This window comes from Nocardia sp. NPDC058519 (assembly GCF_042719755.1).
In the GTDB taxonomy this organism is placed as follows: Bacteria; Actinomycetota; Actinomycetes; order Mycobacteriales; family Mycobacteriaceae; genus Nocardia.
In genome coordinates this window covers 124,057-144,130 of the sequence record NZ_JBHXNK010000019.1, presented here as the reverse complement: position 1 = coordinate 144,130, position 20,074 = coordinate 124,057, and the positions used below count along the sequence as shown (strand labels likewise).

The window sequence follows — 20,074 nt, the reverse complement described above, 5'->3', positions numbered from 1 at the left end:
CTGAGGCCGATCCCTTCATCGAGAATCAGCCCTTGGCCAGCCACTTGCTGACAGCTCGTGCGATGGTCAGCCTATCGGCACGGTGAGCGGGCGATGTCCGTCGGCTGAGCCGGAGGGAGGGCGAGGCTGCCGGTGCCGGCACGCATCGCTTCGACGTGCGCGCTCACCTTCGAGGGGGTTCGACCTCGCGGTGGCATCCCGGCCCGCAGCCACGCCTGTTGTACTGCGGGAGATCTGTGGGCGATCGCGGCTGTGCCTGAGGGTGGGCCACGGCCATCGCGACGAACGTCATGTGGGTGGCACCGACCAGTGTGAGAGACGCTCCGCCGCCGGCGCGTTCGGCCAGCTCTGCCAGCATTCGGTCCAGCGTGGGTTGGGGCTGTGGAAGAGTCATGCGAATCTGTCCCGCCAGGGCGAAAGCAGCGGACCCCAGTCGATAGGTCAGATCCGGCAGGCGCTGGACCCAGTCGTGTGCCTCGAGCGCGGTCGGGATCGCTCCGGGTGGATCGACTCAGTCCCAGTTCGTCGGCTACCTCGGCCGCCGAATAGCCTGATGCGGTGTTCGCGAGGCGCTCCATGATCGCAACCACCCGATCGGCGGGCGGGGACCCGCTCATCCGGTCTTCTTGTTCTGCGGCATCCCTGGTCACCCGGGCCTCCAAGGCGCTGGGCGCCGACCGCATGGATACCCGGGTCGGTCCCTTCCGCATCGACGTCGTCGAAGGATTGCAGCAGCTGCGGGTAGTCCTCGATCCGTCCGAGCAGGCCCCCCACCTCGCTTTCGATCTCAGCTTCACCGCCAACGCCCCGGCACATTTGGAGGCCCGGCACTTCGACCGGCAACTCGGCCGCGTCATGTTCGACACCCAGCGTTTCGTCCAGCCGGGCACCTGGTCGGGCACCCTCACCGTGGACGGCACCGACATCGCCGTCACCGACGAGGGCTGGCGCGGTAACCGCGACCGTTCCTGGGGGGTACGCCCGGTCGGTGAGCCCGAGCCACCCGGGCGCCGGGCCGGCCCCGCGGAGTCGGAAGGCAGCTGCTTCTTCTGGATCTACGCGGTGATGCAGTTCGACGAGTTCATCATCATCACGATCATGCAGGAAGATGCCGACGGGCGACGCATCGTTGAGGACGCCACCCGCGTGTGGCGCGATCCGGAGCGGGCTCCCGAACCGCTCGGCCGACCCGAGCATGCTTTGCGCTTCCACCCCGGAGGTCGTGAGGTTTCTTCCGCCGTCCTCACCTTTCACCGCCCCGCACCCGGCGCAGGCCTGGAGGAGACGCTGCGGGTGCACTGCACTCCGGTGCTGCCCAACTACATCGGGGTCGGCACCGGCTACGGTCTCGAGCAGGATTGGCGTCACGGCATGTGGCAGGGCGAGTCGGTGCTGCAGCAATTGCGTCTGCGGGTGGCCGACATCGAGGACTGGAAGCGCATGTTCTGCCCCGTAGACAACCTCAGCCGCTTCGAACTGACCGAGCACGGCCGCACCATCTGCGGCGAGGGCTTGTTCGAGGTGGGCGTGATCGGTACTTACCCCCGCTACGGATTCCACGACCTCGGTGCCGTCGCGCCCTAGCACACAAACACTTACCACTATCCATTCCTATCCTTGAAACAGCTTGTCGGAAAAGGGAAAACATGAGTACGTTCAGCAGGCTCGGACCCCGCCGCGCCACTGACGCCGGCACCGGATCGCGACTGCGGCCCGCGCCGACCAGCCTGGCGGCGTTCATCTTCACGGCCGCCTTGATCTATCCACTCGCGCCGACGGCGTCGGCGGCTCCCTCAGCCCCGCCCGGTCTCGGTCCCGACGGCACCGCCACGGTGCACGGCGACGCGTACTCCACCGACACGGTGCCCGGAAGCGGCCCCGGACCGGCGCCCGATATCACCGGTCGGCAGACTTTCGCCTCGTGTTCGTCGGTCTTCGTCGGCAACGACGGCATGCCGGTCGCGCTGTGCACGGCGCCGATCGCGACCGAACCGCCGGAACTGCTCGCGCCCACGGTCAAGCTCTTCGACCCGACGACCGGCGGCGAGTTGGCGAGCGTGCAACTGGACAAGGGAGCCCTGCTGGGCGGCGTATACGGCTATCTCGACAACCGGAACCGCGTCATCGTCGCCGACGGCAACCACACGTTGCTCGCAGTCGGCCACTCCCAAGGCGAGGACGGGCGGTGGCGAATGGACGTCGAGCCGCTCGCATCGCTGAACGCCGCCATCCCCGCGGGCGACAACCCCACCGGTCTGGCACCCACCTGGGACGGACAGATCTGGTTCGTCACCACCGGCGGCATCGTCGGCACGGTCCGCCCCGGCACTCCCGGATCCGCGGCGCAGATCCGCACTCTCTCGCTCGAGCCGGGCGAGCAGATCACCAACGGCACCACGATGCGCCCCGGCGGTGCGTCGGTGATCACCAGCCGCGCGCTCTACGAGATCGACCTGGACACCGACGGCACGCCCACGGTGCGGTGGCGGCGCGGATACGACGTGGGGCCCGCCCGTAAGCCCGGCCTGCTCGCCCACGGCTCCGGCACCACACCCACATACTTCGCAGTCGACAACTCGGGCACCCCCGACGACCTGGTGGCCATCACCGACGACGCACCGAAACCCGACCTCATCGTGTACCGCCGCACCGACGGCGCCGAAGTATGTCGCCTATCAGCCTTCGCTACCACCGAGGACCCGTCGAGTGTCGCGCCCGACGGAGTGCTCATCGACGGGCCGGCGGCCACGGAGAACTCGATCATCGCGCACGACGGCGCGCTGGTGCTGGTCAATACGTACGGGTACGAGTACCCGTCGTTCGCGGTGGACTCACCGTCGACGCCCGCGAGCGCGCCCTACCAGGGCGGGGCCACGCGCGTCGACGTCCGCGTCGCGGGGGACGGGACGACGACATGTCAGCGGGTCTGGACCAATCGCGACCGCACCGCGTCGCTACCCAAGCTCACCCGCGACGACGACCTGATCCACACCCTGTCCTACGGCCCGATCGCAGGCAACCCGGTCCAGAAACTCGGCCCGGTGTACTACACAGCCACCTCGCTCGAGACAGGACGCGAGGTACAGCGCGATTTCATCGGCATGGCGCCACTGGACGAGCCCATGGAGCTGACCGGGACACTTGTCGCAGGGGAGGGCGGACGAGCGGTGATGTGGCAGCCCACCGTCACCCGGCTACTGCGGATCGCACCCAATGACACAGCCGGCCAGTAGGTCGTCGCTTCACCGACAGTGACTGCCGACCGGTCCGCGCCGGCGCAAGCGCCGCAATCTGATCGACGGCCGCAGTGGCGCCGGTCAACGCCAACCAGCCCGCCGGCGCGCGACATGCCAGGCCGGCGCTCCTGCCACCGCAATTCAACGACAATTCCAAGCGGCGAATCGTGGTCGAGGATCTGCTGCCAGAGGTCATGCAATGGCTAGAGCAGGATGCGGATCGGCGTGATGCTGCGAAGGAATCGGCCAGGCTTCGACAGATTGCCGAGGCGGAACGTCAGCGCGAAGCGGCGCGTCTCGCCGAGATCCAACACAAAGAGAACCTGAAGGCCGAGGAACTGCGAAAGCAGGCATCTCAATGGGCCGAGGCAGGAACGATCCGGCGTTACTTGGTTGCGATGGCGGCTCGGGTCCAGGTGATCCAGGACGAGGAGCAGCGAACGGCGGCGACCTTATGGCTTGAATGGTGCAGGGCCCACGTCGAGAGACTTGATCCGCTGACCGGTGTCCCGGGTCCGCCGCGGAATCGGTACATGACGGGGAGGAACGAATGGATCACGCGCCGTAGTGCCAAGACCGGCCGCTAGACCGTGCCGCGGTTTACCTACCTCGAGCTGTCGGGCAGACTGGTGGTATGTCCGATCATCCCGGTACGCCGTTCAGTTTTGCCGAGGTCAAGCCGTATGAGGTCGTTGATTCCTTGGCGGATCTGCGTGGGCCTGAACATGGGGTGTTGCGGCTGCCGACGGAGTTGGCGTGGGGTGGTCGAACCGAGTTCGACCTGGACGATTCATACGATCGCACTGCGGTGTACAAGATCGTCTTGGAAGAGGGCACCGGACGTCACCTGCGGGAACTGGTCAGTGGGCGCCTACTTGCCGTGATCTGGGCGCAAATGCGTCCGGCGCGACAAGTGCGCGCGCTGTGGGAGCAGCAGTTCCCGCAGTTGCGCGCAGCTGCCTGATGGATCAGCGACAACTCGAGCTGGCCCGCATTGCACTTCGCACCGTTGGTAACCGTGGGTTCGTGCTCGGTGGTGGTCATGCGGTGGCGTTGCACGGGATGGGTTCGCGGCCGTCCGAGGACGTCGATCTGTTCTCAGATCGGCGAGGAAGCCCGGGCGAGGTCGCCGATGACGTCGCCGCGGCCTTCCTCGAGGCGGGTCTCGATGTTTCGTTTGTGCGCCGAACACCTGACCTAGTGCAGTTGACGGTTTCTTTCGCCGAGGGGTACGTAGCCAAGGTGGATCTCGGAGTGTTCTGGCGGTCCAAATCACCCGTTCTGCTCGAAGTCGGGCCGGTCTTGCATCCCGATGACGCGGTGGCCGGCAAGATGGATGCGCTGTTCAATCGCTGGGCTCCGCGTGACTACCTCGATATCGACGCCATCTTGGTCAGTGAACGCTACACGCGTCAGACCCTCCTTATCGTTGCGTCCGAACATAATCCAGGCTTCGACCGGAACATGTTCGCCGAATCACTGTCTTACCTCCGCCAGATCCCCGACCGCGACTTCACGCCCTACGGCGTCGCCGTCGCTGACATCGCTGCGATGCGGGATCGCTTCGCCGACTGGGAATCTGATCTGCCGTCCTGACGAGTTACCGCCTGATGCCAAGGTCGATGTTGTTGTCGGCGAGCAGAAGTGGGTGTGCTTCCTGTGTCAGGGCTGACAGGGCGGTGGCGATTTCGAATAGGTCGGCTTTGACGTAGGTCGCGGTGGTGTCGTGTCGGTGGGTGTGGTGGCCGGCGTAGGCGCGTGCGGTGGCGTAGCCGAAGGTTCGTTCGACCCAGGTGAGGGTGGTGTGGCGTAGCCAGTGGGTGGTGATGTGCTGGGTGGTGACCCAGGGCAGGTGGGTGCCCAGGCGTGTCCAGAGGTGGTCGTAGCGGCGGGTGGTGATCGGTGTGCCGCGCCGATACCGCAGCAGCTGGCCCCCGGGTGGGCTGCTGCGGTGTTCGGCATGGTCGGTGAGATGCCACATCAGCGTGGGCGAGATCGGTTGCCACCGATCGCGGCCGCCCTTCTCTCGGAGCAGGACGAGGCAGAGGTCGGTGTCGAGGTCGTCGGGGCGCAACCGGAGGGCGCCTTCGCGGCGGCAGGCGGTTTCGATGTGGAGTCGCAGGATGAGGCTGTCGAGTTCGCGGTCGTTTCCGGTGACGGCGGCGACGTGGCAGATCTCGGCCAGGTGAGCAGACGGGATCGCGCGCCGGTGTGAGGGTTGTCGGGTGGGGATCGTCAGCTGGCGGGCGGGGTTTCGGTGGGGCTGGATCCAGTTGTTGTGCTCGGCGTAGCGGTAGAGGCTGCGGGCGGCGTTGACGAAGTGTTCTCGTGCGCCGGAGCCGTCGCGGCTGCTGCGGTTGATCCTGCTGGTCGTTTGCACGTCGTGGGCTTGCCGGTCGAGGTCGGCGACGGTCACCTGGTCGAGTCGTTGGTTGGGCCAGGTGTTTTCGAGTCTGTCGAGGTGGACGCGGTAGGTGCGCAGGGTGCCTGGGCTGAGGGTGGATCGTAGTTGCGGAATGGTTTGGGCGAAGGTGGGGCATTCCGGAATCGTTGCCAGCAGGTCCGACGGTGTGATTCCGATCCGGGACAGCAGGACTCGGGTCGCCTCGATCGCGGCGGGATCGGCGGCCGGGTGGCGGTGTGTCATCGGAGGCATCGGTCACGCCTCCAGAAGACGTCGGTGGTTGCCGAAGAACACATGGAGCGCTCGGGGTGGGTAGATCACGAGGTGGCCGGGCGTGAGGTGCGCGACGAGTAGGACCCTGTCACCGATGTGCAGTTCTGCTCGGCGTCGCTGCCGGAACGGGACCCGGAAGTAGCGGTTGGTGCTGATTTCGGTGAGGCCGTGCTCGGCCTGGGCGACGAGCAGGACTCCGTCGTAGACGCAGCGGATACCGAGCCGGGTTGTCGGGGGCCAGTCGAGTGCGTCGAGGAGTGCTCGGTCGTGGATGCGTCCGGCGGCGCCGACGGTGCACATTCCGTAGGCGATGTCGCTGACAGTGGTGGTGGTCGCTGTGCGGGCGGTGCCGCGTAGGCCTTCGATGAGTTCGTCGAGCGAGGTCGAAGGCGGCACGATCGGCGCGATCAGCATGACCGGCACCCCCGTGCAGGGGTGCGAAGGTAGCGGGTGCCGTCGATGGCGTGGTGGTTCACGGTGTCTCCGGTGTCGAGGCACTCGACCGCACGGCTCGGGTGCGATCAGCCAGACGCCGGGTGCGCGTGGATGGTTCGAGGCATTCGATCAGGCGGTTGAATGCATATCGAGACCAGCGGCCGCGGGCTACTCGGGAGGCGCCAGAGCTGGGTCAGTTCGTGGTGAGGTAGTCCGCGACGGCGGGCCCGGTGCGGGCCAGACCGGAGTCAAGGACACCGCTGCGGTAGGTCTCCCAGTCGTCGAGCTTGGGCTGATCACGCTCGGCGCCACGGAGAGCCATGCGTTCCCGGATTCGGGTGGTGTCAGTGCCGACCCAGACCGTCCGGATAGCCGTCTCGCCGCCGGCGATCGTGCGGATGTAGTCACTGAGCCGCTGGCTCTGCTCGCTGGCGGCGGTGATGTAGCCGAGGAACGGGGCATCGACGAGGACTGGGCAGCGGCGGGCGATCGTGACGGCCTGCCCGACCAGTGCGGTGTAGAGGTGTGGGGAGACGACGCGGCGGTAGAGGTCGCTGTCGCGGTCGTGCGGGTTGCACGTCAGCTCGGCCATCACCGACTCCTCGAGCCGGGGTGCGAAGGTGTCCTTGTCGAGCACTACCGGATCCACCAGATCGGCCAGCAGCCGAGTGGCGGTGGTTTTTCCTGCTGCGGGGAACCCACACAGGATGGTCACTCCGGTGCCTGAGTGGACGGCCAGGTCACGCAGTGCTTGGTGCGCGGTCGGCGAAAACGGTAGGGGTGGATCGAGTTTCGCGCCAGCGGTCATCTGTTCATTCTGCCCAGAGCGCCGGCCCGGGACAGGCAGTTCGGCGTAGCGTGAACGGAGTCGGCGAGGCCACGCGGAGGGGGATCCAGATGAACGGCATGGAGGACGAGTTCCTGGACCTATTGGCGGAGTTGAAACGGGTCGGGCCCGGCCCCGATCGCCGGCGCCTGGAGCAGATACGTGAGGAACTCGATGTTCTGGTCGAGCGGCTGCAGACGCGGGTACCCCGCGGCGAGCGCTATGACCGCCTGGCGAGGCTCAGCGACGAGGTCACCGAGTTCCTCGGCGCTGCGATCGAGCGCATGCGGATCGCCGCGAACGTCGACCGGGCCAAGCAGGAGCGAGAGTCCTACGACGCGGCGCACCCAACGATCCTGAGTCCGCAGCGCAGCGCTCTCGCCGACTGGAATCCCCGCGACGGGAACGCCATCGCCAGGTCCCTACGCGAGAATCAGCGCGGCTACGAACGCGGCCGCTGACAGCTCGAGAATGCAGGCAGGGCCCATGATTCCTGCGTCCCGCGACGTACGATTTCGGTGTCGCGCTACAGAACGCCTCTGTTCATGTCCGTCACCAGGCATTTTCGGAGCGGTCTCCGTGGGACGGACCACCACGTACACACCAGGTAGACCGTCTCAGGAACCCGGCCACGGGATTCGTCATCGACGCGCCTGGACATTGCCCTGGCGGTACCGCCGCCAGGGCAATGGGCTAGCGGGCGTCATTGACCGTGACGATCGAGATCCTCCACGCACGGTGTGTGTTCTACGCCACTACATAGCCGACTCGCGCGCCGCGATACTGTCACTGTGGCGCCCGAAAGTTGCGTACTGAATGAAATTATTGTGTGCGCACGCGCTACTATTGGGTCATGCTCAACGGTCCGCTTCTGGAACTAGCCTCCCTCGGGGAGGAACAGTGGGGCCTGTTCACCACTAGGCAGGCCGCGGTGGAGCGCGGGGTCACACCCCTGCAGCTGAAACGGCTGACCGACCACGGCCACCTGATCCGGATCCAGCACGGTGTGTACCGGGTCGCCGGCGCACCGGACTCCCCACACGACGCGATCCGCAGCGCGTGGCTGGCACTCGAACCAGCTCGCACCGCCGGTGATCGCCTCGGTGACCCGGTGCCCCTCGGCGTCGTGTCGCACAGATCTGCCGCCGTGCTGCAGCAACTCGGCGACCTCGACGCCGACATCCACCAATTCACCGTCGGCAAACCGCGGCGCAGCCGTAGCTCCGAGGTCACCTTCATCGTCGCCGCCCTCACCCCGACCGAATGGCACCGCGTCGACGGGCTTCCTGTCACTCGTCCCCTGCGCACGGTCACCGACTTGGCCGCCGCCGACACTGACGGTGGCCACTTGGCGAGTGTCGTGCGCGACACGATCATGACCGGGGACACCACGTCGGCTGAGCTCGCCGAAGCCTTGCGTCCTTACGCCCACAACTACGGAGCTCACCCTGGAGACGGCGCCGAAGTCGTCAGGACCTTCATCCACACCGCGGGAGTGCCCGCCTCAGCGGTAGAACTCGCGCAGGCTGACGAGCTCGACGGCGGTCGCGAGATCGAGTTCTCACCGGAAATGATTGCCGTCATCAGGCAGTCGGTTCGGGAGGTGCTATCCAGCAGCGGTTTCGACAAGGTACTGCGTGACGCCGTGGCCGCCAGCTTGCCTCCCGAGCTCCTCTCGCAGCAACTCGCTGCGATGGTCGAGCCGATCGCTACGGCAATCCAGCCCGCCCTCTCCCTCGTCACCTCGGATGAAGCGTTCGCGTCGAATGAAGTGCAGATCGCCCTCCAGGGCCTGCATGATGCCGTAGTCAGCCCAACCCAAGACTAGGAGCCACACTGACCTCAACACCCCGCCGATCTGCCTCAGCGTTCCAGAGCTCGTTCAAGTCCAAAGCCAGAACGCTCTCAACCCGTACCGGTCGCCCCTCCGACCAGATCCAGCGCGAGATATACCTGTTCAGATTCCTCGCCCGGGTCTTCGTCGACCCCGACAGCCCTTGGGTCCTCAAAGGTGGCGGTGGCCTGTTGGTGCGCATCACCGACGGCGCGCGCCACAGCCGCGACGCCGATCTGATGCGCACCGACGTCACCGCCGAGGAAGCGATCATCGAACTTCAGGCTCTCCTGGATCGACCAACCGACCTCGATCCCCTTTCCTTCCAGGTCAAACGCAGCAAATCTAACCCGGGAGGTCCGGACGCTGCACAGCTGACGGCCGATGTGTACTACGGAGCCACACTGCTCTACACATTCCCCATCGACCTGTCGATACGGACTACTCTCGCCGCGGCGACCGATCAAGTCGTACCTGTCTCCATGATCGACATCGACGGCTTCGCTGAGCTCCCACCGTTCACAGTGATGTCGCTGGCCGACCAGATCGGTGACAAAGTCGCCGCGATGTATCAGCTGTACGGAGCCAGGAACAACACCCCATCGACTCGCTACCACGACCTGGTCGATCTGCACCTGATCATCGCCCGCTTCCCCATCGACGCCGCGAGCACCGCAGCGGCTCTGCAACTTCAACAACATCGGCGGCCTAATCTCACGCTCCCTGCGGCAGTACGAAGCCCTGGCCCCCAGTGGACTGCGGGCTATCCGAAGGAAGCACGTGCGGCCAAACTCGCGGCGCGCTTGCATACGCTCGATGAGGCCTTCGCCGTGCTGGCGGAGTTCCTCGATCCGCTTCTCGACGGCACCAGAACCTCCGGCATCTGGGAGCCGTTGCGCCAGAGCTGGTCTGACTTGTAGGGCGGATGGACGCCGGATCGGCTACGCCACGCATGATCTGGGGACAGGTTCGAGGCATTCGAGTAGGGGATCGCGGGCACCCCGACTGCGACCGTGTGAACAGGTTCTCTCCGCCCTGGCTGGAGGCCGTCGGCCAGGCCTGAACCCGGTGGAACGGCTATCTACCCGCGAATATTCGATGTCGGTTCGACCACGCCCGTGTGGAGTGGAACGTGGCGGTGCGCGTGCAAGAGAGGTGTCTCGTGTACCGCTCTACCACGTTTTCGCGTCACATCTGTCGCATCTACGTGCTCAAGTGGTGCGATGGAGGCTCTCCACCACGTTTTGCGTCATATCTGACGCAAAAACGTGCAAGAGAGTGCGCGAGAGGGGACTTGAACCCCTACGTCCGTGGACACCAGAACCTAAATCTGGCGCGTCTGCCAATTTCGCCACTCGCGCTTGGATGTGTACGACCGTCCAAACTCTACCGGGCGAATCGGGCTGCGCGAAGCGTTGGGGCGGCGTGGCGTACTCGTGGGTAACACTACCTGGGATTATAACGATTCGGTAAACCTCAATGTGAGGGGCACTCATGTTTGAGAATCCCGGTAACAGGCTGGACCTGCGTGTTCAAACATGAGGCTGTGTCATGTTTCAGATGATTCTGGTACGGACATACGGAAATACTGGGCGGTAGCCATTGGTGGGGTCGGAAACGTGAGGCTTTCCTCATGATTTTGTGCGATTGTGGCTCTCAACAGGCCCGAGGGGCTGCCGGATACGTGTGCGTGCCGTCGGTGGGCGACACGCCAGGAGAAGGAAGTCGAGCGTCTTGACGATCAACGAGAGCACCGAAATCGGCACGGAAGCGACCATGAAGACGAATGGTCGTGGCCCGGCGAGAGGTGTCCGCGCGGCGCTGCTGGAGCAGCTGCGCAACGGGGCGGGATACGCGTTGGCGTTCGGTGGACAGGGTGCGCAGTGGCTGCGCGAGCTCGAGGAGATCGGGCGCGACAGTGCGCTGGAGCCCGAGCTGACCGCGCTGGTCAATGACGCGTCCGCGCTGATCGAGCCGGTTGCGACACAGTTGCTGGTGGTGCGCCCCGGTGGTTTCGATCCGATGGGCTGGGTGCTCGAGAGCGAGCTCGACGAGCCGGAGGAGCCCTCCTCGGCACCCGCGGACTCGGTGCTGCGCTCGGTGGCCGTTTCCATGCCGGGTGTGCTGCTGGCCCAGCTCGCCGCGACCAGGGCGTTGCGGTTGCAGGGTCTCGACATGGCCGAGCACGCGCCTGTCGCGATCGTCGGACATTCGCAGGGGCTGTTCGCCGCCGCCGCGGTCGAAGCGGGCGGCACGCGTGACGCGGAGCTGCTGGCCATCGCCCAGCTCGTCGGTGCGGCCGCCGGACTCGTCGCGCGCAGGCGTGGACTGATGCCGGTGGGCGAGCGCTCGCCGATGGTCGCGGTGTCGAATGTGGACCCGGAACAGCTGCGGGCGATCGTCACCGAGGTGGCGGAAGGAGTCGACCCCGCGACCGCCGCGGTCGTGTCGATCCGCAACGGACGTCGGCGTGTCGTGCTCTCGGGTGCGCCCGCGCAGATCGATCGGGTGCGCACGCGTTGCGCGCAGCTGCACGACGAGCAGACCCGTGAGCGCGAGAGCAAGGCCCGCGGTGGCGCGGTGTTCGCGCCCGTGTTCGAGGACATCTCCGTCGACGTCGCCTTCCATCACCCGGCGCTGGCCGAGACCGTCGAACTGGTCGCGGGCTGGGCCCGCCAGTGCGAGATCGACGCCGACCTCGCCGCCGCCCTGACCCAGCAGGTACTCGTCGACCCGATCGACTGGGTCGCCACCGTCGACGCCGTGGTCGACGCGGGCGCGCAGTGGATCCTCGACCTCGGCCCCGGCGACCTGCTCTCGCGGGTGACCGGCGGTTCGCTCAAGGGCACCGGTGTCGGCGTGATCGCCGCAGCCACCCGCGCCGGTCAGCGCAGCCTGCTCACCCCGGGCGCCGCGCCAGAGCCGTCGACGCCGTGGTCGGCCTTCGCGCCGAAGCCGGTGCGCCTGCCCAACGGCCGCATCGTCGTCGAGACTTCCTTCACCAAGCTCACCGGCCGCTCGCCGATCCTGCTGGCGGGCATGACCCCGACCACCGTCGACGCGAAAATCGTCGCGGCCGCGGCCAATGCGGGGCACTGGGCCGAGCTGGCCGGTGGCGGACAGGTGACCGAGCAGATCTTCGCCGACCGGATGACCGAGCTGCGTCAGCTGCTCCAGCCGGGTCGCGCGGTGCAGTTCAACTCGCTGTTCCTCGATCCCTACCTGTGGAAGTTGCAGCTGGGCGGCAAGCGGCTGGTGCAGAAGGCGCGGGCGGCGGGTGCGCCGATCGACGGCGTGATCGTCACCGCGGGCATTCCCGAACTCGACGAAGCCGTCGCACTGATCGGTGAGCTGTCCGAGGCCGGTATCAGCCACGTCGCGTTCAAGCCGGGCACCGTCGCCCAGATCAAGGCCGTTCTGCGCATCGCCGACGCGGTCCCGGACTATCCGGTGATCATGCACATCGAAGGCGGCAAGGCCGGCGGGCACCACTCCTGGGAAGACCTCGACGACCTGCTGCTGGCCACCTACGCCCAGCTGCGCGGCCACGCCAACGTGGTGATCTGCGTCGGCGGCGGCATCGGTACCCCCGAGCGCGCCACCGACTACCTCACCGGCACCTGGTCCACCGGCTACGGCTACCCGCTCATGCCGCTCGACGGTGTGCTCGTCGGCACCGCGGCCATGGCCACCCTCGAAGCGACCACCGCGCCCGAGGTGAAGCAGCTGCTCGTCGACACCCCCGGCACCCCCGACTGGGTCGGTGCGGGTACCGCCAGTGGCGGAATGGCCTCCGGGCGAAGCCAACTGGGCGCCGATATCCACGAGATCGACAATGCCGCCTCGCGCACCGGCCGCCTGCTCGACGAGGTCGCCGGCGATGCCGACGCCGTGGCGAGCCGCCGCGCCGAGATCATCGCGGCGCTCGACGCCACCGCCAAGCCCTACTTCGGCGACATCGCCACCATGACCTACCAGCAGTGGCTGGAACGCTATGTCTCCCTCGCTGTGACGAGTGAGGTGCCGATCTCGTTCGATTGCGGCAGCGATATCGGTGACGCGATCCGCGACGCCACCCGCTCGGACTGGCTCGACATCAGCTGGCGCGACCGGTTCGCGGAGATGATGCGCCGCACCGAGTCCCGGCTCAACCCGGCCGACAGCGGCGAGATCGAAACCCTGTTCGCCGACGACGAAGCCTTCGAGCACCCGGTGCAGGCGCTGTGCGCGCTGAAGAAGCAGTACCCGACCGTCGCCGACACCGTGCTGCACCCGGCCGACGTGCCGTTCTTCGTCTCGCTGTGCAAGACACCGGGCAAGCCGGTGAACTTCGTGCCTGTCGTCGACGCCGATGTGCGGCGCTGGTGGCGTTCGGATTCGCTGTGGCAGGCCCATGATCCGCGCTACTCGGCCGATCAGGTGTGCGTCATTCCCGGCACCGTCGCCGTCGCCGGTATCACCCGGGTGGACGAGCCGGTCGGCGAGCTGCTCGACCGCTTCGAACAGGACACCGCGTACAGCCTGGTCAGGGCCGGTGTCGTGCCCGAGCCGGTGGACGCGCGTCGCGCCGCGGGCGTCGTCGCGGGTCCGATCGACACCGTGCTCGCCGCCCCCGACGTGCAGTGGGCCGGGCGTACCACCGTCAACCCGGTGCACCGCCTCGGCGAGATCTCCGAGTGGACCATCGAGCAGGGGAGTGCGGTGCACCACGGCACCGGCGCCACCCTGACCGAAACCACCGGTCCCGAAGCCGAATTCAGCTATGTGGAACTGACGGTGCCGTTGGCCCGCGACAACGTCCGGATCCGCATCACCGTGCCCGCGAGCGTGTATTCCGGTGGCGCGCCGGTGATCACCGAGGCCGATGCCGAAATCGCGATGTCGGCACTGCTCGGCGTGGCCGCCGGGAAGGCGCTGCCCGAGGTGAAAGCCGGTGTGGCACACCTCAACCTGGCGTGGATGCCGGATCTGATCGCCGACCATGCCGGGGTCACCGGCTCGGGTCTTCCAGACACCCTCAGCACCCTCGGCCGCACCGCCCCTGATGTGCTGGTCGGTGCCTGCTGGCCTGCGGTGTTCGGCGTGCTCGGTGCGGCCCGCACCCCGGTGGGCGGTTCCGTCATCGAGGGCATGCTCGACCTGGTCCACCTGGACCATCAGATCGACCTGCTCGACGAACTGCCTTCGGAGACAAGCATTCTCGTCGTCCGTGCCGAGGGCGGCGCGGTGGTCGACACCGACATGGGCCGTGTGGTCGAGGTCGTGGTGCACGTCGGACTGATCCTCGACCAGGGACTCGACGCCACCCCGCTGGCCCGCCTCGTCGAACGGTTCGCCATCCGCGGCCGCAACGGTGCGGGCGAGCTCACCGATCCGCCGCGCGCGGCCGGTGCGGTCTCCGACGACGCCACCGACACCCCGCGTCGCCGTCGCCGCGATGTCAGCATGGCCGCCCCGCGCGCCATGCACGCCTTCGCCGCGGTCTCCGGCGACCACAACCCGATCCACACCTCCGATGCCGCCGCCAAGCTGGCAGGTCTCGGCAGCCCGATCGTGCACGGCATGTGGCTCTCGGCCGCCGCCCAGCACGCGGTGGTCGCGGTGGATCCCGAAAGCTCCGTTCCCGCACGCACTCTCACGGCATGGACCACCCGGTTCCTCGGCATGGTGCGCCCCGGCGCGACCGTGGACGTGCGGGTGGAGCGGATCGCGGTGGACGCGGGCGCCGAGATCGTCGAGGTCTCCTGCCGCGTCGACGGTGACCTGGTCATGACCGCGACCGGGCGCACCGCCGCCCCGAAGACCGTGTACGCCTTCCCGGGCCAGGGCATCCAGCGCAAGGGGATGGGCCTGGACGCGCTGACCCGCTCGAAGGCGGCCAAGCGGGTGTGGGAGCGTGCCGACGCGCACACCCGCGAAGCCCTCGGTTTCTCGATCCTGGCGGTGGTGCGCGACAACCCGACCTACCTCAAGGCGCGCGGCGTCGAACACCGGCACCCGGACGGCGTGCTGCACCTGACCCAGTTCACCCAGGTCGCCATGGCCACCCTGGGCGTTGCCCAGGTCGCCGAGCTGCGTGAAGCGGGCGCGTTCGTCGAAGGCGCGATGCTGGCCGGTCACTCGGTCGGTGAGTACAACGCCCTCGCCGCCGTCGCCGGTGTGCTGCCCCTGGAGGCGGTGCTCGAGGTGGTGTTCCAGCGTGGCTCGGCCATGCACGAGCTGGTCCCGCGTGACGCGCAGGGCCGCAGCGACTACCGGATGGCCGCCATCCGCCCGTCGCAGATCGGGCTGCCCGACGCCGAGGTGATCGACTTCGTCAACGGCATCGGCGCCCAGACCGGTGAGTTCCTCGAGGTGGTGAACCTGAACCTGCGCGGCTCCCAGTACGCCATCGCGGGCACGGTCGCCGGGCTTGAGGCGCTCGAGACCGAAATCGACCGCCGCCGTGCCGAATTCGGTGGCAAGCGGGCCTTCATCCTGGTGCCCGGCATCGACGTGCCGTTCCACTCCTCGGTGCTGCGCGACGGTGTGCCGGAGTTCCGCCACAAGCTCGAGCAGCTGCTGCCCGCCGAGGTGCACCCGGAAGTCCTGGTCGGACGCTATATCCCGAACCTGGTGCCCCGGCCGTTCTCCCTCGACCGCGCGTTCCTCACCGAGATCGCCGAACTCGTGCCGTCGGAGCCCCTCGTGGCCGTGCTGGCCGATTTCGACAGCTGGGCGCAGCGCGATGCCGAGCTGTGCCGCGTGGTGCTGATCGAGCTGCTGGCATGGCAGTTCGCCAGCCCGGTGCGCTGGATCGAGACCCAGGACCTGCTCTTCACCGACACCGCGCACGGTGGTCTCGGGGTCGAGCGGTTCGTCGAGATCGGCCTCGGCGCCACCCCGACCGTGGCGAACCTGGCCTCGCAGACGCTGAAGCTGCCCGCGTTCGGCGGGGCGACCGTGGAGGTCGTCAACGTCGAACGTGACGCGGCGGTCGTCTACTCCACCGACACCGATCCGGCGCCGGTCGAGGACATCGACGACACCCCCGTCGAGGCCACGGCCGCGCCGGCCGCGGCACCTGTTGCCGCCGCCGCTCCGGTCTCCACCGGCGGCCCGCGCCCCGACGACATCGCCTTCAGCGCCGCCGACGCCACCCGCGTGCTCATCGCGCTGTGGACCAAGCTGCGCATGGACCAGATCGGCCCGGTCGACACCATCGAGGGCCTCTGCGACGGTGTCTCCTCGCGGCGTAACCAGCTGCTGGTCGACCTCGGTGCCGAACTCTCCCTCGGTGCCATAGACGGTGCCGCCGACGCCGACATGGGCGCACTGGCCGCCACCGTCGAACGCCTGGCCCGCACCTACAAGCCCTTCGGCACCGTGCTCACCGACGCCATCGGCGACCACCTGCGCAAGGTCTTCGGCCCGTCGGGCAAGCGGCCCGCCGCCATCGCCGACCGGGTCAAGAAGGTCTGGGAACTCGGCGACGGCTGGGCCAGCCACGTCACCGCCGAGGTCTCGCTCGGCACCCGTGAAGGTGCCAGCGTGCGCGGCGGCGACCTCGGCGGTCTCGCCGCCGGTGCGCTCAGCGACGCGGCGTCGGTAGACGCGGCCATCGACGCGGCCGTGCAGGCCGTGGCCGCACGACGCGGTGTCGCGGTCTCGATGCCCTCGGCGGGTGGCGCGGCAGGCGGCACCGTCGACGCGGCGGCGCTCGGCGAGTTCACCGAACAGATCACCGGACGCGACGGCGTGCTCGCCACCGCGGCGCGGGTGGTGCTCGAACAGCTCGGCCTCAGTGAGAAGGTGAGCGCTCCCGAAGCGACTCCGGACACGCTCGTCGACCTCGTCTCGGCCGAATTGGGTTCGGACTGGCCGCGTTTGGTCGCGCCCGCGTTCGATGCCCGCAAGGCCGTTCTCATCGACGACCGCTGGGCCACCGCCCGCGAGGACCTCGCGAAGATGTGGCTCGGCGACGACGCCACCACCGCGGAGCAGTCGATCGACGGTTTCGCCGGTGCCGGTGACGCTGTTGCCGCCCAGGCGAACTGGTGGCGGCAGCGGGCCATGCACGAGGCCCGTTCGGTGCTGGCCGGGGTGTACGCCCAGATCGCGAAGGCCGCCCTCGACACCACCGAGCCGGGTTTGTGGTCCGACGACCTCGCCGTGATCACCGGTGCCAGCAAGGGTTCCATCGCCGCGGCGGTCACCGGCAAGCTCCTCTCCGGCGGCGCGACCGTGGTGGTCACCACCTCCGGGCTCAACGACGAGCGGTTGCGGTTCTACCGCTCGCTCTACCGCGACAACGCCCGCCACGGTGCGGCGCTGTGGGTGGTCCCGGCCAATATGGCCTCCTACCAGGACCTCGACGCGCTGATCGAGTGGGTCGGCACCGAACAGGTCGATAACGCCGGTGGCGCCAAGATCAAGGTCAAGGACGCCATGACCCCGACGATGCTGCTGCCGTTCGCGGCACCGCGCGTCGCCGGTGACCTCGCCGACGCGGGCGCCCGCGCCGAAATGGAAATGCGCGTGCTGCTCTGGTCGGTGGAACGGCTGATCGGCGGCCTGTCCGCGATCGGCGCCGACCACGACGTCGACGCGAAACTGCATGTGGTGCTGCCGGGTTCGCCCAACCGCGGCCTCTTCGGCGGCGACGGCGCCTACGGCGAGTCCAAGGCCGCGCTCGACGCGGTGGTCTTGAAGTGGAAGGCCGAGAAGTCCTGGGCCGCCCGGGTGACGCTGGTGCACGCGCTGATCGGCTGGGTGCGCGGCACCGGGCTGATGGGCCACAACGACCCCATGGTCGAGGCCGTGGAGAAGGCGGGCGTGCACACCTGGTCGACCACCGAGATGGCCGACGAACTGCTCAAGTGGTGCACCTCGCGTGCTCGCCAGGTGACGATCACCGCCCCGCAGCAGATCGACCTCACCGGTGGGCTGGCGCGTGCCAAGCTCGACCTGTCCGCGCTCGCCAAGCAGGCGCAGGAGGCCGCGGCCGAGCAGATCGAGGAAGCCTCGACCGCCGCGACCATCGCCGCGCTGCCCGCACCGCCCACCCTGAGTTCGGCACTGCCCGTGCCGGAGTGGGGTCAGGTCACCGCGGATCTCAGCGACATGATCGTCATCGTCGGCGCGGGTGAGCTCGGCCCGTACGGCTCCTCGCGCACCCGCTTCGAGATGGAGGTCGAAGACAAGCTCTCGGCCGCAGGCGTGCTCGAACTGGCCTGGACCACGGGTCTGATCCGCTGGGAGAACGAACCAAAGCCCGGCTGGTACGACACCGAGTCCGGTGACTTCGTGCCCGAAGCCGAGGTCGCGGAGCGTTACCACGACACCGTCGTCGAACGCTGCGGTGTGCGCCGCTACGAAGACGACGGCGCCATGCTCGACAACGCGGCCCCGCTGCTCACCTCGGTGTTCCTCGATCAGGACCTGTCGTTCACCGTCGCGGGTGAGGCGGAGGCGCGGGCCTTCCATACCGCCGATCCCGAGCACACCGTCATCGCGCCGGTCGCCGATTCCAGCGACTGGACCGTGACCCGGCAGGCGGGCACCGAGATCCGGGTGCCGCGCAAGGCGAAGCTGTCGCGCGTGGTCGGTGGCCAGATCCCGACCGGCTGGGACCCCACCATCTGGGGCGTCTCGGCCGACATGGCCGCTTCGATCGACCGGGTCGCGCTGTGGAACATCGTCTGCACCGTCGACGCGTTCGTCGGCGCGGGCTTCAGCCCCGACGAGCTGATGAGCTGGGTGCACCCGAGCCTGGTGGCCAACACCCAGGGCACCGGCATGGGCGGCATGTCCTCGATGCGCTCGCTCTACGTCGACAACCTGCTCGGCGAACCGCGCCCGAACGACATCCTGCAGGAGGCACTGCCCAACGTCGCCCTGGCGCACGTGGTGCAGTCCTACGTGGGCAGCTACGGCGCCATGGTGCACCCGGTCGCGGCCTGCGCCACGGCGGCGGTGTCGGTGGAGGAAGCCGTCGACAAGATCCGGCTCGGCAAGGCCGAGGTCGTGGTCGCCGGTGGTTTCGACGACCTCGGTATCGAAGGCATCGTCGGCTTCGGTGACATGTCGGCCACCGCCGACTCGGCGAGCATGCGCGCCAAGGGAATCAGCGACCGCTACTTCTCCCGCGCCAACGATCGCCGGCGCGGTGGGTTCGTCGAATCCCAGGGCGGCGGCACCGTGCTGCTGGCCCGCGGTGACGTGGCCGTGGAGATGGGTCTGCCGGTGCTCGGCGTCATCGCCTTCGCCCAGTCCTTCGCCGACGGCGTGCACACCTCCATCCCGGCACCGGGCCTCGGCGCACTGGGTGCGGGGCGTGGCGGCAGCGAGTCGCGACTGGCGGCCGAACTGCGCAAGCTCGGCGTGACCCCCGACGACATCGCGGTGATCTCCAAGCACGACACCTCCACCGCGGCCAACGATCCCAACGAGTCGGAGCTGCACGAGCGGCTCGCGGGCGCGCTGGGCCGTACCGACGGCGCACCGCTGTTCGTGGTCTCGCAGAAGAGCCTCACCGGCCATGCGAAGGGCGGCGCGGCGGCGTTCCAGCTCATCGGCCTGTGCCAGGTGCTGGAAAACGGTGTGGTGCCGCCGAACCGGAGTCTGGACTGCGTCGACGAGAAGATGGCCGACTACCCGCACCTGGTGTGGGCGCGCGAGCCGCTGCGCTTCGGTGAGAAGTTCGCGCTGAAGGCGGGTCTGGTGACCTCGCTCGGCTTCGGTCACGTGTCCGGTCTGCTCGCGGTGGTCCATCCGCAGGCGTTCCTGGCCGCGATCGAACCGGCCGCGCGCGCCGAGTACCAGGAGCGGGCGCAGACGCGTCAGCTCGCGGGCAGGCAGCGGTTCGCCGAGGCCATGTGCGGCGGGTCGGCACTGTACGAGAAGCCGGCCGATCGCCGGCTTGGTGCCGACGGCACGCCGGCCAAGCAGATTCGTCAGCTCGAGGCCGACATGCTGCTCTCGCCGCAGGCACGCCTGGACAGCGACGGTGTCTACAGCGCGAACGGATGGGGTTGCGGCACCGGCCAAATCGCTCCGCAGCCGACCGAAGCGTCGTAGGCTGCCGC

General features: G+C 68.0%; 13 protein-coding genes and 1 tRNA gene. 9 read left to right on the top strand and 5 right to left on the bottom strand.

Annotated elements, in window-relative coordinates; genetic code table 11:
• Positions 1-71: 71 nt before the first annotated feature.
• Complete coding sequence (locus ACFWPK_RS21495; RefSeq protein WP_378918379.1) at positions 72-578, bottom strand: hypothetical protein; 507 nt, start codon at positions 576-578, stop codon at positions 72-74.
• Between ACFWPK_RS21495 and ACFWPK_RS21490 the strand changes: the two genes are divergently transcribed.
• The 5 genes from ACFWPK_RS21490 to ACFWPK_RS21470 all read left to right on the top strand — a co-directional run bounded on the left by ACFWPK_RS21490 (position 577) and on the right by ACFWPK_RS21470 (position 4,832).
• Complete coding sequence (locus ACFWPK_RS21490; protein ID WP_378918377.1) at positions 577-1,584, top strand: hypothetical protein; 1,008 nt, start codon at positions 577-579, stop codon at positions 1,582-1,584. The genes ACFWPK_RS21495 and ACFWPK_RS21490 overlap by 2 nt on opposite strands.
• A 62-nt stretch (positions 1,585-1,646) precedes the next feature.
• Positions 1,647-3,233, top strand: a complete 1,587-nt coding sequence (locus ACFWPK_RS21485; RefSeq protein WP_378918375.1) for a hypothetical protein — start codon at positions 1,647-1,649, stop codon at positions 3,231-3,233.
• Between the two features lie 74 nt (positions 3,234-3,307).
• Positions 3,308-3,823 carry a hypothetical protein gene (locus ACFWPK_RS21480; RefSeq protein WP_378918373.1) on the top strand — a complete coding sequence of 172 codons (516 nt, stop codon included), beginning with the start codon at positions 3,308-3,310 and terminating at the stop codon, positions 3,821-3,823.
• Positions 3,824-3,870: 47 nt separating this feature from the next.
• Entirely contained in the window at positions 3,871-4,200 is a 330-nt protein-coding gene (locus ACFWPK_RS21475; RefSeq protein WP_378918371.1) for a hypothetical protein, read from the top strand.
• The gene (locus ACFWPK_RS21470) at positions 4,200-4,832 is read left to right on the top strand and encodes a nucleotidyl transferase AbiEii/AbiGii toxin family protein (RefSeq protein ID WP_378918370.1); all 633 of its coding nucleotides are present in this window, start codon (positions 4,200-4,202) and stop codon (positions 4,830-4,832) included. Before ACFWPK_RS21475 ends, ACFWPK_RS21470 begins: the two co-directional genes overlap by 1 nt.
• A 4-nt stretch (positions 4,833-4,836) precedes the next feature.
• On the opposite strand, the gene ACFWPK_RS21465 is transcribed toward ACFWPK_RS21470, so the two are convergent.
• From ACFWPK_RS21465 to ACFWPK_RS21455, 3 genes are all read right to left on the bottom strand, one after another.
• A complete protein-coding gene (locus ACFWPK_RS21465; RefSeq protein ID WP_378918368.1) occupies positions 4,837-5,892 on the bottom strand; it encodes a tyrosine-type recombinase/integrase in 1,056 nt (351 codons plus the stop codon).
• Between the two features lie 3 nt (positions 5,893-5,895).
• A complete protein-coding gene (locus ACFWPK_RS21460; protein ID WP_378918367.1) occupies positions 5,896-6,327 on the bottom strand; it encodes a hypothetical protein in 432 nt (143 codons plus the stop codon).
• Between the two features lie 214 nt (positions 6,328-6,541).
• Positions 6,542-7,156, bottom strand: a complete 615-nt coding sequence (locus ACFWPK_RS21455) for an AAA family ATPase (RefSeq protein ID WP_378918366.1) — start codon at positions 7,154-7,156, stop codon at positions 6,542-6,544.
• An 89-nt stretch (positions 7,157-7,245) separates the two neighbouring features.
• Between ACFWPK_RS21455 and ACFWPK_RS21450 the strand changes: the two genes are divergently transcribed.
• The 3 genes from ACFWPK_RS21450 (at position 7,246) to ACFWPK_RS21440 (ending at position 9,928) form a co-directional block, all read left to right on the top strand.
• A complete protein-coding gene (locus tag ACFWPK_RS21450) occupies positions 7,246-7,635 on the top strand; it encodes a hypothetical protein (protein WP_378918365.1) in 390 nt (129 codons plus the stop codon).
• Positions 7,636-8,027: 392 nt separating this feature from the next.
• The gene (locus ACFWPK_RS21445) at positions 8,028-9,002 is read left to right on the top strand and encodes a type IV toxin-antitoxin system AbiEi family antitoxin domain-containing protein (RefSeq protein ID WP_378918363.1); all 975 of its coding nucleotides are present in this window, start codon (positions 8,028-8,030) and stop codon (positions 9,000-9,002) included.
• A gap of 8 nt (positions 9,003-9,010) precedes the next feature.
• Positions 9,011-9,928 carry a nucleotidyl transferase AbiEii/AbiGii toxin family protein gene (locus ACFWPK_RS21440; RefSeq protein ID WP_378918406.1) on the top strand — a complete coding sequence of 306 codons (918 nt, stop codon included), beginning with the start codon at positions 9,011-9,013 and terminating at the stop codon, positions 9,926-9,928.
• A gap of 359 nt (positions 9,929-10,287) precedes the next feature.
• Here the strand turns inward: ACFWPK_RS21440 and ACFWPK_RS21435 are convergent.
• A tRNA-Leu gene (locus tag ACFWPK_RS21435) sits at positions 10,288-10,369 on the bottom strand.
• A gap of 373 nt (positions 10,370-10,742) precedes the next feature.
• On the opposite strand from ACFWPK_RS21435, the gene ACFWPK_RS21430 reads away from it, so the two are divergent.
• Positions 10,743-20,066: a fatty acid synthase subunit beta domain-containing protein gene (locus tag ACFWPK_RS21430; RefSeq protein WP_378918361.1), complete on the top strand. Its 9,324-nt coding sequence runs from the start codon at positions 10,743-10,745 to the stop codon at positions 20,064-20,066.
• Positions 20,067-20,074: the final 8 nt, after the last annotated feature.